Source organism: Pseudomonas sp. P129 (assembly GCF_020312195.1).
In the GTDB taxonomy this organism is placed as follows: domain Bacteria; phylum Pseudomonadota; class Gammaproteobacteria; order Pseudomonadales; family Pseudomonadaceae; genus Aquipseudomonas; species Aquipseudomonas fragariae.
On record NZ_JAGPYS010000002.1, the window covers coordinates 264451 to 281061 of the forward strand.

1 protein-coding gene is annotated in these 16611 nt (G+C 62.2%); it reads right to left on the reverse strand.

What is annotated here, in order from left to right:
• Positions 1-230: 230 nt before the first annotated feature.
• The gene (gene sypB, locus KBY02_RS06780) at positions 231-16604 is read right to left on the reverse strand and encodes a syringopeptin non-ribosomal peptide synthetase SypB (protein WP_225650243.1); all 16374 of its coding nucleotides are present in this window, start codon (positions 16602-16604) and stop codon (positions 231-233) included.
• Positions 16605-16611: the final 7 nt, after the last annotated feature.

The window sequence follows — 16611 nt, forward strand, 5'->3', positions numbered from 1 at the left end:
CGTGCTTCCCACACGCCGCAAAAATTAGAGCATCCATGGGCGACTGTCTGTCGTGGGAAGCTGGGACAAGACTTGAGCGTGACGTCGACGCAGCGATACAGGGGCGTTCAGTCAGACGGATACGGACTGGAAGGTTGCGAACCGACCTTGAAAGGAGGTCTTGAGAAAGGCTTCAAGGTGAAAGGCAACCGCCCGACCGATTATCGATCGGCCGGGCAGTTGCCGTGGTTTCAGATACGGCGTTTGCGATTGAGCATCGGGATTTTCGTCTGCGGTACCTCCACCCGCTTGACCTGCCCCACCGAGGCCGCCACCTGAAGAAGCGTCGGATGACCGAACAGCACTCGCACGTCGGCTTCCATATCCGCCTGACGCATGCGTTCGATCAGGGTCACCGCCAACAATGAATGCCCGCCCAGTTCGAAGAAATGGTCATGACGCCCGACCTTTTCGACATTGAGCAGCTCCGCCCACAGCGCTGCCAGCTTGATCTCCACCTCACCCACCGGGGCTTCGTAGGCTCGCGAGGCAAATGCGCTGCTGTCCGGTACTGGCAGGGCATTGCGGTCGAGCTTGCCGTTCGGCGTCAACGGCAACGCATCAAGCGGCATATACGCGGCCGGCAGCATGTAGTCCGGCAGCAGCCCTTGCAGGTGCGTGCGCAGACTCCCGCTATCCGTTATCACTGCCGGGTCGGTCGGTGTGAAATACGCCACCAGACGGATTTCGCCCGGCACGTCTTCACGAGCCATGACCACCGCTTCGTGTACCGCTGGGTGTTTGGCCAGACACGCATCGATCTCGCCCAGTTCGATACGAAAACCTCGGATCTTCACCTGATCGTCGTTGCGCCCCAGGTATTCGATATTGCCATCCGGCAAGTAGCGCCCCAGGTCGCCGGTGCGGTACATCCGCGCCCCCGGTGTGAGGCTGAACGGGTCCGTGAGGAAGCGTTCGGCGGTCAGATCATCGCGGTTCAGATAACCGCGGGCTACACCGGCCCCGCCAATATAGATTTCACCTGGCACGCCGCGTGGAACGAGCTGTTGCTGCTCGTCCAGCAGGTAGAACCGGGTGTTGCCCACCGGCCTGCCGATATGCGCAGCGAAGCCGTCTTCGCGATCCATGGCGACCCAGCTTGAGTAGGTGGTGGTTTCAGACGGTCCGTAAAGGTTGCACAGCCGCTGCACGCCGGTTTTTTCGAACAGGTTTTCCACCAGGCTGCGCTTGAGCGCTTCGCCGGCGACGTTTACGGTGTGGACCGACTCTGGCAAACCGTCGATTTCCAGCAGCGCTTTCAGCGCTGACGGCACGGTGTTGACCAGGCCGATATCGTGTTCGCCGTGTTGCAGTTCAAGGACGTTTTTCACCACGTTGATGCTGCCACCCGACGTCAGCGGCGCGAAGCATTCGTAGACTGCCAGGTCGAAGTTCAGCGAGGTGGAGAACAACGTCCTTTCCAGTGCCGAACCGTTGAAAGCATGGTGGGCCCAGGTCAGAAAGTTAACGGTGTTACGGTGCTCGATCATCACGCCTTTCGGCAAGCCGGTCGAACCGGAGGTGTAGATCAGGTACGCCAGATGTGCCGAGCTCAGGCCCTCGACGTCTGGATTCTGTACCGGCTCGTCTTGCCAGGCGCTCTGATCATCAAGGTCGATGGCCTGCACCGAAACGCCTGCCAGCAAATGCCGGGTCGCCGCCTGGACCAGCACCGCCGCTGGCGCGCTGTCCTGCAGGATGTACGAAATCCGCTCCGCCGGATAGGCCGGATCCAGCGGTACATAACCACCCCCCGCCTTGAGAATCGCCAGCAAGCCGACGACCATTTGCGCGCCGCGTTCAACGCAGATCCCGACGCGAGAATCCGGCTGAACGCCCTGCTTGCGCAAGGCATTCGCCAAGCGGTTGGCCTGCTCGTTAAGCTCGCGATATGTAATGCGCTGCTTGCCATGGACCACTGCCAGCGCTTGCGGAGTACGCTGCACCTGCGCTTCGAACAGCCCATGGATGGTCTGCTCATGCGGATAATCCAGCTCGGTAGCGTTGAGCCCGAGCACCAGTTGCTCACGCTCTGCTGCCGGCAGAACCGACAAACCGGCCAACGGCACTTCGCCGGACTGCTCCAGTGCACTGACTAGTTTTTCCAGCGCAGTCTGCACATAGGCGCAGACGCGTTGCGCGTCGATGCAGGCAATGGCCTGGACCGTCAGGCTGAAGCCGACACTTTCATCGTTTACTGAAAGGGTCAGCGGATAGTTGGTGCGTTCCTCGCCGTGCAGGTTGTCGATGCCCTGCCAGGCATCGAACGTCTGCTGATTGACCTCGGCGGCGACATGCCGGTAGTTGAGCAAGGCACTGAACAGTGGCGTCGAAGCGGGTACACCACTGCAACGTTGGGCCAGTACCAGCGAGGCGTGTTCATGGGCCAGCAGCCCGCTGAGTCGTGCGTGAGTGGCTTTCAGACCACTGCGCACGCCCTGCTCGCCCAGCGTGACACGCAGCGGCAAGGTATTGATGAACATTCCCAGCGCCCGGTCGGACCCGGCGCCGCCTTGCAGGCGACCGAGCAACACGGTGCCGAACACCACATCCTCTTTGCCTGACACAGCGCCCAGCACACGGGCCCAGGCCAGGTGATACAGGCTGGCGGAGCTCACCCCGAGTTGGCGGGCCTGCACGCGCAGGCGTCGGCTCAGGTCGATATCGAGCGACCGGCGCGCTTCTTCGATACCGCGCCCGTCGCCCTGCACGTCCTGCAGACCGAACGGCAGCGTCGGTTCATCGATGTCACCCAGCATGTCGCGGAAAAACGCCTCGTGCTCCTCGCGGCTGACACCAAGCATGGCCTGGGCCACGTAGTTGCGGTAAGGCACGGACGGCGGCAGCGAGGCTTGCTGACCGAGCATGTGCGCCTCGATTTCGCTGCTCAGTATGCGCAATGACGTGGCATCGTCGACCAGGTGGTGGAACAACAGCATGCCCAGCCAGCGGTTGTTCACCGTGTCCTGTGCATAGCCGATGCGCAGCATCGGCGCCTGACGGATGTCCAGCCGCGTGTTACGCGGGTCCAGGCGCTTGAGCAACTGTTCGGCGATGTCGCCATCGGCCGGGTCCAGCAGCTGTTCATCCAGGCACAGTGGGGCTTCACGCCAGACCACTTGCACCGCTGCATCGAGGCGCTCCCAAAGCACCGCGGTGCGCAGGATGTCGTGCCGCGCTATGACACCTTGCAGCGCCTGGGCGAAACTGTGCAGACGCTCGAGGCTGTCAAAGGCAAACAGTGCGTATTGCAGGTATGGATCACCCTCGGCCGCGGCAAGGTGGTGATACAAAATCCCCTCCTGCAACGGCGCCAGCGCGTAGATGTCCTGCACATTGGCCAGACCGCCGGGCACGCTGGACACCACACGGTCGATGTCTTCCTGGCTCAGTGAGACCAGTGGCAGCATGTCGGGGGTGATGCGCTCGCAGTTGGCGGGAATAAGGTTGGCGGGTACCTCGACGGCCTCCTTGCCGCCCACCGCTGCCGCCAGGGCAGACAGGGTCGGCTGGCTGAACAGCACGCGCACGTCGGCAACCAGATCGATCTGGCGCATGCGCTCGATCAATTTCACGGCCAGCAGCGAGTGACCGCCCAGTTCAAAGAAGTGATCATGCCGACCGACCTGCTCCAGTTGCAGCAGGTCTTGCCAGATCCGCGCAATGGCCATCTCGGTGTCGCCCTCGGGCGCTTCGTAGCCACGACTGGCCAGCGCCGAGCGGTCGGGCGCTGGCAGGGCTTTGCGGTCGAGCTTGCCGTTGGCGGTCAGCGGTAGTGCATTGAGCTGCACGTAGGCTGCCGGCACCATGTACTGCGGCAATGTCTCTTGCAAATGCTCGCGCAGGGTTTCGATGTCCAGCAGGCTTTCCGGGTGCAGCGTCGTGACATAGGCCACCAGACGCTTGTCTCCGGGCACGTCCTCACGACACAACACAACGGCATCGCGGACGTCAGGATATTCAGCCAGACGCGCTTCGATTTCACCCAGCTCGATGCGGAAGCCGCGAATCTTGACCTGTTCGTCGTTACGCCCCAGGTACTCCAGGGTGCCGTCTGCCAGCCAGCGCCCCAGGTCGCCGGTGCGATACAGGCGCGTGCCCGGCACCGTACTGAACGGGTTATCTAGAAAACGCTCGGCCGTCAGTGCCTCACGGTTCAGGTAGCCGCGCGCCACACCGGCCCCGCCCACGTACAGCTCGCCGACTACGCCGACCGGTACCGGTTCGCCACAGGTATCGAGCAGATAAAGCTGCAGGTCCGGGATACGCGTGCCGATCGGGCTGGCGCCGACGCGCTGGGCATCTTCAGGCTGCAATGGGTAATAGGTCACATGCACGGTCGTTTCGGTGATGCCGTACATGTTTACCAACTGTGTAGCAGCATTCACGTTGCGGGCGTACCACGGCTTGAGCATCGCTGTTTCCAGCGCTTCACCGCCGAAAATCACCTGGCGCAGTGAATGCGCCTGATCGTTCTCGCCCTGGGCAGTAATCAGTTGACGGAACGCACTCGGTGTCTGGTTGAGCACCGTCACTGCGGTGCTGCACAGCAGGGTGTAGAAGTCTTCGGGTGAACGGCTGACCAACTGCGGCACAATCAGCAGACGCCCGCCATGCAGCAACGCGCCCCAGATTTCCCAGACCGAAAAGTCGAAGGCGAACGAGTGGAACAGCGCCCACACGTCCTGTTCATTGAAACCGAACCAGTCTTCGGTGGCCGAGAACAGCCTTGCAACGTTGCGATGCTCGACCATCACGCCTTTGGGCAGGCCAGTTGAGCCGGAGGTGTAGATCACGTAGGCCAGGTCGTCGGGCTTGACCGAAATCTGCGGATTGTCGACGGATTCGTCCTGCAAACCGGCATCGTCGAGATAGATCACCGGCACTTGCGACACCGGCAACGCTTGCTGCACTGACTGCTGGCTCAATAATGCCACCGGTGTGCTGTCGCCGAGGGTGTAGGCCAGGCGCTCAGGGGGATAAGCCGGGTCCAGTGGCACGTAACCAGCGCCGGATTTGAGGATGCCCAGCAAGCCGATAATCATCGCCGGGCCACGTTCCACGCAGATCGCCACGCGATCATCCGCGCGCACACCCAACGCCAGCAAGCGATGAGCGACCTGGTTGGCACGTGCGTTGAGCTCGCCGTAGCTCAGGGTCTGCGCTTCGAACACCAGTGCCACGGCGTCCGGCCGTTCTGCGGCATGGGCTTCGAACTGCTGGTGGATCGGTGTTTCATTCGCGTAGTGCTGGCCAGGCTCGTTCCACTGTTCGAGCAACTGGGTACGCTCTTTGCGCGGCAGTATCGAAATGGCGTGCAGTGGAGTTTGCGGCGCCTGTTCCAGTGCATCGACCAGACTGTTCAGGGTTTGCTGCATATAGGCGCAGATCCGTGCGGCCTCGATCAGAGGCACAGTCTGGACCGTCAACAGGAAGTCTTCGCCCTGGTCATCGACGTTCAGGGTCAGCGGATAGTTGGTGCGTTCTTCATCGCCCAGCGATTGCATGCCATTCCAGGCCGTCAGCGCCTCATCGGTCACGGCAACGCTGCTGTGGCGATAGTTGAGCAAGGCGCTGAACAACGGCGCCGGTGCGACCACGCCGCTGCAACGCTGGGCCAGTGCCAGCGAGGCGTGCTCATGGCCGAGTAACGCGGTCAGTTTGTCATGCACCTCCCTGACACTTTCACAGACACTGCGACTGCCCAGCGTCACACGCAGCGGCAAGGTGTTGATAAACATCCCCAGCGCCCGATCGGCGCCGTCGCCGCCTTGCATCCGGCCCAGCAGCACGGTGCCAAACACCACGTCGTCACGGCCCGAGACCTGACCCAACAATCGCGCCCAGGCCAGGTGGACCAGGCTCGCGGCACTCACTCCCAGTTGACGGGCCTGGACCCGCAAGCGGCGGCTGAGGTCTGCACCTACCGCCAGTTGGTCCTCTTCGATGCCATGGCCGTCACCGTGCACCTGCTGCAAACCGAACGGCAGCGTCGGCTCGTCGACGTCGCCCAGCATGTCGCTGAAGAATACTTCATGCTCGTCCTGGCTCACGCCCAGTCGTGCCTGGGCGACATAGTTGCGATACGGAACCGCCGCGCCCAGTTGCGCCTCCTGCCCCAGCAGGCTGGCCTGCATCTCGTAGCGCACCACGTCCAGCGTGGTGTGGTCCATGACCAGGTGATGGAACTGCAGCAACGCCAGCCAGCGCTGGTTTGGCTCGTCCCAGGCATGAATCAAACGCATCATCGGCGCCTGACGAATGTCCAGGCAATGGTGCCTGGCGTCGAAACGCTGGTGCAACTGTGCTGCCATGTCTCTACCGTGCGGGTCGGCATCGAAGCTTTCGCGCATCAGCAACGCCTGACGCCAGACCACTTGCATCGGTTCGTCCAGGCCCTCCCAGATCAGCGCAGTGCGCAGGATGTCATGACGCTGGATCACGAACTGCAAGGCGCGGGCAAAATCGTCGACATGCTCCTGGCTGTCGAAGCTGAACAGCGATTGCAATAAATACGGATCACCGCGTTCAGCGCTGAGGTGGTGATAGAGGATACCTTCCTGCAGCGGCGCCAGCGGGTAGATGTCCTGCACGTTGGCGACGCCACCGGGTACCGTGGCAACGATCCGGTCGATGGCGACCTGATCGAGGTTTGCCAGCGGCACCATGTCCGGTGTAATCCGCTGACAGTCCGCTGTAATGCCATTGGCCGGGACGTGAATTTCACGACCGCTACCCACCGCCGCCGCCAGTGCGGCCAGGGTCGGCTGACTGAACAGCGCACGCACGTCGGCACTCAGGCCGACCTGACGCATACGTTCGATGAGCATCACCGCCAGCAGCGAATGACCGCCCAGTTCGAAGAAGTGATCATGCCGACCGACCCGTTCGACCGTCAGTACGTCCGCCCAGATCGCTGCCAGCAGGGTCTCGACTTCGCCTTGCGGGGCTTCATAACCACGATTGATCAGCGATTGCGCATCCGGCGCCGGCAGCGCCTTGCGATCGAGCTTGCCGTTGGCAGTCAGCGGCAGTGTATCGAGTTGCACGTAGGCTGCCGGCACCATGTAGTCCGGCAACGTACCCTGCAGATGGTTGCGCAGGTGTTCGATGTCCAGCGCAGTTTCAGCCTGCTGCGCTGTGACATAAGCCACCAGACGCTTGTCGCCAGGCACATCCTGACGGCACAGCACCACGGCCTCACGAACATCGGCGTGCTCGGCCAGGCGCGATTCGATTTCACCCAGTTCAACGCGGAAACCACGGATTTTGACCTGATCGTCGTTGCGACCCAGATATTCCAAGATGCCGTCGGCGCGCCAGCGAACCAGGTCGCCCGTGCGGTACATCAGCGCATCGATCTGTTCACTGAACGGATCGACGACAAACTGCGTAGTGCTCAACTCATCCCGATTCAAATAGCCCTTGGCAACGCCCTGCCCGCCGATATACAGCTCGCCGGGTACGCCCAACGGCACTGGCTGGCCTTGGCTGTCGAGCACATACAGGCGAGTGTTGCCCACCGGTTTGCCGATAGGGATCGAGCCATTGTCGACCGACACAATCTCGTAGGTGGCGGAGAACGTCGTGGCTTCGGTCGGGCCATAACCGTTGAGCAGATGTTGCGGCGCATTGTTCGCCAGTACCCGTGCAATCACTGCCGGGTCCAGCACATCGCCGCCGACAATCAGGTAGCGCAGGCGTGGAAACGCTTCGCCCAGCCCCGAGGCGTATTGATGGAACAGCCCGGCGGTCATCCACAGTACGGTTACCGATTGTTCCAGCAGCAGGCGCTGGAAATTCAGTGGCGAGAGCAAGTCGTGCTGCCCGATCACCACCACACAGCCACCATTGAGCAGTGGCGCCCAGACGTCCAGGGTGCTGGCGTCAAAGGCCGGATTGGAGGCGAACGCCACGCGATCCTGCGCAGTGAAGTCGGCATAACCGTTGTTGATCACCAAGCGGCTGATGGCCCGGTGCGGCACCAACACCCCCTTCGGCGTGCCGGTGGAGCCTGAGGTGTACATGATGTAGGCGACGCTTTCGCTGGACTGCGCAAGCGCCAGATCATCGTTATCCAGGCCGTTTAGCATCAGGCGGTCAAGGTCGACGCGCTGAGTGCTGGTTGTCAGCGACATCTGACTGAGGGTCAGCAGGACACTCGCCTGACTGTCCTCGATCATGAACGCCTGGCGCTCTACCGGAGCGTTGACGTCCAGTGGTACATACACCGCTGCGCATTTGAGTACTGCCAGCTGGCTGGCGAGCAAATCATGGCTGCGTTCCAGCAGGATCGCCACGCTGTCACCCGGCTGCACGCCAAGCCCCAGCAGATGCCGCGCCAGACGGTTGGCCCGGGTGTTGAGTTCGGTATAACTCAAGGCAACGCCGTCGTGGATTGCGGCGCAAGCTTCCGGGTTGTTACGGACCTGTGCTTCGAACAGGCCATGCACGGTCTGCTGGTGCGGGTAATCCAGCGCGGTGTTATTGAACCCGACCAGTAGCTGCTCCCGTTCGGCAGCCGAAAGAATCGCAATGCTGTTCAGCGGCGCTTCGGGGTTCTGCTCCAGCGCCAGAAGCAGCTGCTCCAGCGCGGTTTCCATATAGTCACACACCCGCATGGCGCCTACGTTGCCGCTGACCTGCACATTCAGGCTGAAACCATCGCCCAGGTCGTCGACATTCAAGGCCAGCGGGTAGTTGGTGCGCTCCTCTCCACCGAGGGTTTCGATACCCTGCCAGGCCAGTGTGGCCTGCTCGGACACCCGGGCCTCGGCGCTGTGCCGGTAGTTGAGCAAGGCGCTGAACAACGGTGTCGGCGCGGATATGCCACTGCAACGCTGGGCCAGTGCCAGAAACGCGTGTTCATGGCCCAGCAATGCCGTGAGTCGCGCATGCGTCGCCTGCACCCCGGCCCGCACGCCCTGCTCACCTACGGCAACCCGCAGCGGCAAGGTGTTGATAAACATTCCCAGGGCCCGGTCAGCGCCATCACCACCCTGCATCCGGCCCATCAGTACGGTGCCGAACACCACATCCTGCTTGCCCGACACCTTACCCAGTACTTGCGCCCACGCCAGGTGCGCCAGGCTGGCAACGCTCACGCCCAGTTGCCGGGCCTGAGCCCGCAGGCGCAGGTTCAGCGCCGCAGACAAGACCCGCGTCGCCTCTTCGATAGCGTGACCGTCGCCCTGCACATCCTGCAGGCCAAATGGTAGCGTCGGCTCGTCGACGTCGCCCAGCATGTCGCGGAAGAATGCCTTGTGCTCCTCGCGGCTCAGGCCCAGACACGCCTGAGCCACATAGTTGCGATACGGCACCGGCGCGCCCAGTTGCGCTTGCTGGCCCAGCAGGCAGGCCTGCATCTCGTGTCGCAGCACATCCAGCGCCGTGTGGTCCAGCGCCAGGTGATGAAACAGCAGCAAGGCCAGCCAGCGCTGGTTGGGCTCATCCCAGGCATGAATCAAACGCATCATCGGTGCCTGACGAATGTCCAGACGATAGTGCCGGGCGTCGAAACGCTGATGAAGCTGTGCAGACACATCGGGGCCTTGCGGGTCCGGATGCAGACGCTCGCGGATCAGGCTGGCGTGACGCCAGACCACCTGCACCGGCTCGTCGAGGCCTTCCCAGGCCAGCGCGGTACGCAGGATGTCATGGCGTTGGATAACCCGTCGCAGGGCCACGACGAAATCCTCCAGACGCTCCTGACTTGCAAAAGCAAACTGCGATTGCAGTACATAGGGGTCGCCCTGTTCCGCACTGAGGTGGTGGTAGAGAATCCCCGCCTGCAAGGGCGCCAGCGGGTAGATGTCCTGCACGTTTGCGGCGCCATCCGGCACCCCGGCAACCACCAGGTCGATCTGCGCCTGGGTCAGACTGATCAGCGGCAGCAAGTCCGGGGTGATGTGTTCGCAGCGTTCCGGGATCAGGTTGGCCGGCACTACGATTTCCGTGCCGCCGCCGACCGCTGCTGCCAGCGCGGCCAGGGTCGGTTGGCTGAACAGCGCACGCACATCGGCACTCAGGCCGACCTGACGCATGCGCTCGATCAGCGTCACCGCCAGCAGAGAGTGGCCGCCCAGTTCAAAGAAGTGATCATGACGACCGACCTGCTCGACCTTGAGTACATCAGCCCAGATCGAGGCCAGCAGTTTTTCCACTTCGCCTTGCGGTGCTTCGTAACCACGGCTGACCAGCGACTGCGCATCCGGCACTGGCAGGGCCTTGCGATCGAGCTTGCCGTTGGCGGTCAGCGGCAGTGAATCGAGCTGCACGTAGGCCGCCGGCACCATATAGTCCGGTAACAAGCCTTGTAGATGGCTGCGCAGGTGTTCGATGTCCAGTGCAGTTTCAGGCTGCTGCGCCGTGACATAAGCGACCAGACGCTTGTCGCCGGGCGCATCCTGACGGCACAGCACTACGGCTTCGCGAACCTCGGCGTGTTCGGCCAGACGTGCTTCGATTTCACCCAGTTCAACACGGAAACCACGAATCTTCACCTGCTCGTCATTGCGACCGAGGTATTCCAGGTTGCCGTCGGCACGCCAGCGAACCAGGTCGCCGGTGCGGTACAAGCGAGCCTGTGGGTCGCTGTCGAACGGGTCGGCGACGAATCTCTCAAGGGTCAGCTCATCCCGGTGCAGATAACCCCTGGCGACACCCTGCCCACCGATATACAGCTCGCCGGGCACGCCCAGCGGCACCGGTTGGCCTTGGTTATCGAGCACATACAAACGGCTGTTGCCCACGGGTTTGCCGATAGGAATCGAGCCATTGCCGACCGACACAATCTCGTAGGTAGCGGAGAACGTGGTGGCTTCGGTCGGGCCATAACCGTTGAGCAAATGCTGTGGGGGGTTGTTCGCCAGTACCCGTCCAATAACGGCAGGGTCCAGCACATCACCGCCGACAATCAGGTAGCGCAGGCGCGAAAAGGCCTCGCCCAGACCTGAAGCGTATTGATGGAACAATCCGGCGGTCATCCACAGTACGCTTACCGATTGTTCCAGTAACAGGCGCTGGAAATTCAGCGGCGAGAGCAAGTCGTGCTGCCCGATCACCACCACACAGCCGCCATTGAGCAGCGGCGCCCAGACATCCAGGGTACTGGCGTCAAAGGCCGGGTTGGAGGCAAATGCGACGCGATCCTGTGCATTGAAATCGGCATAGCCGTTGTTGATCGCCAGACGGCTGATGGCCCGTTGCGGCACCAGCACCCCCTTCGGCGTGCCGGTGGAGCCGGAGGTGTACATGATGTAGGCAACGCTTTCGCTGGACTGCGGCGGCAATGCCAGATCAGTGCCTTTCAGACGCTCCAGCGTCAGGCCATCGAGGTCAATACGCTGGGCGCTTGTTGTCAGCGATACCTGACTGTGAGTCAGCAGGACACGAGCCCGGCTGTCTTCAATCATGAAACTCTGGCGCTCGACCGGTGCGTTGATGTCCAGCGGTACATATACCGCCGCGCACTTGAGCACTGCCAGTTGACTGGCGAGCAAATCATGGCTGCGTTCCAGCAGGATCGCCACGCTGTCACCTGGCTGCACACCGAGCCCCAGCAGATGCCGCGCCAGGCGATTGGCCCGGGTGTTGAGTTCGGCGTAGCTCACGGCAACACAATCGTGGATCGCCGCGCAAGCCTCGGGGTACGCACGCACCTGAGCTTCGAACAGGCCATGCACGGTCTGTTGCTGCGGGTAATCCCGCGCGGTGTCGTTGAACGCCACCAGCAGTTGCTGGCGTTCGGCTTCCGGCACTATCGGCAGGCCGCATACGGCTGAATCCGGTGCGGATTCAAGAGCCTCGACCAGATGGCTCAAGACCGTCTGCATATAATCGCAGACGCGCTGGGCATCGATGTCCGCGACCGCCAATACATTGAGGCTGAAGCCGTCACCCAGATCATCGATGTTCAGGGTCAGCGGGTAGTTGGTGCGTTCTTCGCTGCTCAGGGCATCGATACCCTGCCACGCCTGCATGGCCTGTTCGGACACGCTGGTCGGGGCGCTGTGCCGGTAGTTGAGCAAGGCGCTGAACAACGGGGTCGGTGCGGCTACGCCGCTGCAACGCTGGGCCAGGGCGAGGGATGCGTGCTCATGGCCGAGCAATTCGGTCAGGCGTTCGTGGGTCGCTCTGACCCCGGCGCGCACGCCCTGTTCGTTCACGACAACCCTCAGTGGCAGAGTGTTGATGAACATCCCCAGTGCCCGTTCCGTGCCCTCGCCGCCCAGCATACGGCCCATCAGTACGGTGCCGAACACCACATCCTGCTTGCCCGATACCCTGCCCAGCACCTGAGCCCAGGCCAGGTGATGCAGGCTGGCGGCACTCACCCCCAGTTGTCGGGCACTGGCGCGCAGACGCAGGCTCAGCGTCGACGGCAGCACACAGGTAGCCTCTTTGACCGGCTGACCGTCGCCTTGCACATCGCTTACGCCAAACGGCAGCGTCGGTTCATCGACATCGCCGAGCATGTCGCGAAAGAACGCCTCTTGCTCCTCGCGGCTCACACCCAGGCGGGCCTGGGCCACGTAGTTGCGATACGGTATGGCCGCGCCGAGGGTATCTGGCTGGTCGAGCAAATACGCCTGAATCTCATGGCGCACCACCTCCAGCGTAGTGTGGTCCAGCGCCATGTGATGGAAGCGCAGCATTACCACCCAGCGCTGGCAGGCTTCGTCTTCGGCAAACACCAGTTGCATCAGTGGCGCCCTGGTCAGATCAAGGCGCGAGTGACGAATGTCGAAGCGCTCTCGCAACTGGCGTGCGATATCGCCGTTGCGCGGGTCCGGATGGACCTGTTCCATACTCAGCTCGGCCTTGCGCCAGACCACTTGCAGCGGTTCGTCCAGCCCCTGCCAGATCACCGCCGTGCGCAGGATGTCATGGCGGTCGATGACCTGTTGCAGCGCTTTGGCAAAGGCTTCCAGACGCTGACGATCCGACAGTGTGAACTGTGAGTGCAGCACGTAAGGGTCGCCCTGCTCTGCGGCGATATGGTGATAGAGAATGCCTTCCTGCAATGGCGCCAGCGGGTAGATGTCCTGCACATTCGCTACGCCGCCGGGCACGCAGGCCACTACCTGATCGATCTGCGCCTGGGTCAGGCTGATCAGTGGCAAAAGGTCTGGAGTGATGCGTTCGCAACCCTGGGTAATCAGGTTGGCCGGTACAATGACTTCCCCGTTACCTGGTTCAGCGCCGCCCAAGGCACGGGCCAGTGCGGCGAGGGTTGGCTGACTGAACAGCGTTTTTACATCAGCACTCAGGCCGAGGTGACGCATGCGCCCGATCAGGCTCACCGCCAGCAGCGAGTGTCCACCCAGTTCGAAGAAGTTGTCGTGACGCCCGATCCGGGCAACGCCCAGCAGGTCTTGCCAGATGACCGCGATCTGCGTTTCGGTTTCGCCTTGCGGGGCTTCATAACCACGACAGCTCAGTGCTTCACTGTCCGGCGCTGGTAACGCCTTGCGGTCAAGCTTGCCGTTAGGGGTCAGCGGCAGTTTTTCCAGCATTATGTAGATGGCCGGAACCATGTACTCAGGCAGCTTTTCCTGCAAATGGCTGCGCAGGTTGTCGATGTCCACCGAAGCATGGCCTGCGCTCAGGGTGTAATAGGCCACCAGACGCTTGTCGCCCGGTACATCTTCGCGTGCAGCCACCACCGCTTCATGAATGGCTGGGTGTTTGGCCAGGCGTGCATCGATCTCGCCCAGTTCGATGCGGAAGCCGCGGATTTTCACCTGATCGTCGTTACGACCGAGGTATTCGATATTGCCGTCTGGCAGGTAGCGCCCCAGGTCGCCGGTGCGGTACATGCGTGCCGCTGGCTGCGAGCTGAACGGATCTTTGACAAAGCGCTCGGCAGTGAGGTCGTCGCGGTTCAGATAACCCCGCGCCACACCGGCGCCGCCGATGTAGATCTCGCCCGCGACGCCCAGCGGCACAGGCTGTTGCTGTTCATCCAGCAGGTAGAACTGTGTATTGCCCACTGGTTTGCCGATGTGCGCAGCGAAGCCGTGTTCGCGGTCCATCGCCACCCAGCTTGAGTACGTAGTGGTTTCCGAAGGGCCGTAGAGGTTGCACAGGCGCTGCACGCCGGTTCTTTCGAACAGCGACTCCACCAGACTGCGCTTCAGTGCTTCACCGGCCACGTTCACGGTGTGGACCGATGTCGGCAGACCGTCAACGTCCAGCAAGGCCTTGAGCGCTGACGGCACGGTGTTGATCAGGCCGATATCGTGCTCGCCGTGTTGCAGTTCCAGCACGTTCTTGACGACCTCGATACTGCCGCCCGAGGTCAGCGGCGCAAAGCACTCGTAGACGGCGAGGTCGAAGTTCAATGAGGTGGAGAACAGTGTTTTTTCCAGTGCAGCAGCGTCGAAAGCACTGTGCGCCCAGCTCAGGAAGTTAACGGTGTTGCGGTGTTCGATCATCACGCCTTTCGGCAGGCCGGTGGAGCCCGAGGTATAGATCAGGTACGCCAGATGCGCTGAAGTCAGCCCTGGCACCTGCGGATTCTGGACGGATTGGTCCTGCCAATTGCTCAGATCCATATTGATGACAGGTACCGAAACGTCGGCCAGCAAGCCTTGAGTAGCGGTTTGAGCCAGTACTGCGGCCGGAGCGCTATCCTGCAACATGTAGGCAATACGTTCCGCTGGATAAGCCGGGTCGAGCGGCACGTAACCGCCACCCGCCTTGAGGATCGCCAGCAAGCCGACGACCATATCCGCACCGCGCTCAACGCAGATGCCGACGCGGGAATCCGGTTGTACGCCCTGCTTGATCAACGCATGGGCCAGACGGTTGGCCTGTTGGTTAAGCTCGCGATACGTCAGGCGCTGCTTGCCGTGGACCACTGCCAACCCTTCCGGCGTGCGCTCGACCTGGGCTTCGAACATCCCGTGAATGGTCTGCTGCTGCGGGTAATCCAGTGCGGTGTCGTTGAACGCCACCAGCAACTGCTCACGCTCATCGGCTGGCAATATCGGCAAGCGGTTCAAAGGCGCCTGCGGCGTCTGCTCCAGCGCATGCACCAGGCTTTCCAGTGCCGTCTGTATATACCCGCAAACCCGCTGGGCGCCGATACCGGCGACCGCCTGAACATTGAGGCTGAATCCTTCGCCAAGATCATCGAGGGACAAAATCAACGGATAGTTGGTGCGCTCTTCGCCGCCCCTCACCGCGATCCCTTCCCATAATTGAACCGCCTGGCCAGTCACCGCCTCAGCGGAACTGTGGCGGTAGTTGAGCAACGCGCTGAACAGTGGCGTCGGTGCGGACACGCCGCTGCAACGCTGGGCCAACGCCAGCGAGGCGTGTTCGTGGCCGAGCAACGCTGTCAAATGCGCATGGGTCGCCTTGACCCCGGCGCGCACGTCCTGCTCTCCCACGGCCACCCGCAGCGGCAAGGTATTGATAAACATCCCCAAGGCCCGGCGAGCCCCTTCGCCACCGCGCATGCGCCCCAGCAGAACCGTGCCGAACACAACATCATTACGCCCGCTAAGGCGCCCGAGCACCTGTGCCCAGGCGAGGTGATGCAGGCTCGCCGCGCTCACTCCTTGCAGCCGGGCCTGAGTCCGCAAACGCTGGCTCAGCTCGATGGGCAAAGTCTGGTGTGCTTCTTCGACGCCATGGCCGTCGCCGCGCACATCGTGCAGGCCGAACGGCAACGTCGGTTCATCGACGTCGCCGAGCATCTCGCGGAAAAAACCTTCGTGCTGTTTGTTGGTGACGCCGAGTCGGGCCTGGGCCACGTAGTTACGGTAAGGCACCGGCTCGCCCAGGGTGTGGGCCTGGCCGTACAGGTGCGCATGGATTTCGTGCTGGACCAGTTCCAGGGCTGCATGGTCGATGGCGATGTGGTGAAACAGCAGCATCGCTACCCAGCACTGGTTGACCACGTCGTGGGTGAAGGCCAGTCGCAGCAAGGGTGCCTGGCTGATATCGAGGCGGTAATGCCGTGGGTCGAAGCGTTGTTGCAATTGCTCGCTGGCGGTGCCTGCGGCAGGGTCAATGGTGATTTCGCTGAGCACCAGATCAGCCTTGCGCCAGACAACTTGCACTGGCTCGGCCAGGCCTTCCCATATGACGCTGGTACGCAGGATGTCGTGGCGATCGACGACCTGTTGCAAGGCCGTGGTGAACTCGTCGAAACGTTCCCGGCTGGCAATCGTGAACTGTGCCTGCAGTATGTAAGGGTCGCCCTGCCCGGCGGCGATATGGTGATAAAGAATGCCTTCCTGCAAGGGCGCCAGCGGGTAGATGTCCTGCACATTGCGCACACCGCCAGGGACGCGGGCCACGATGGCCTCGATGGCGGCCTGGTCGAGTTCTATCAACGGCAACATGTCCGGCGTGATGCGCTCGCAGCCCGGCGCAATCGCCTGAGCAGGAACCTCCACTTCATCGGCCTTGCCGCTGTAATACTCGCCGGCATTGATCAGTTCGATCAACGCCGCCTTGTTCTCGCGCAACATCGCCAGCACGGCGGGCTCGGTGAGGGACTGCCGCTTGCCGCTGACGAGCAGTTGGTCGCCCTTGACGGCAAGCTGCACATCTTTC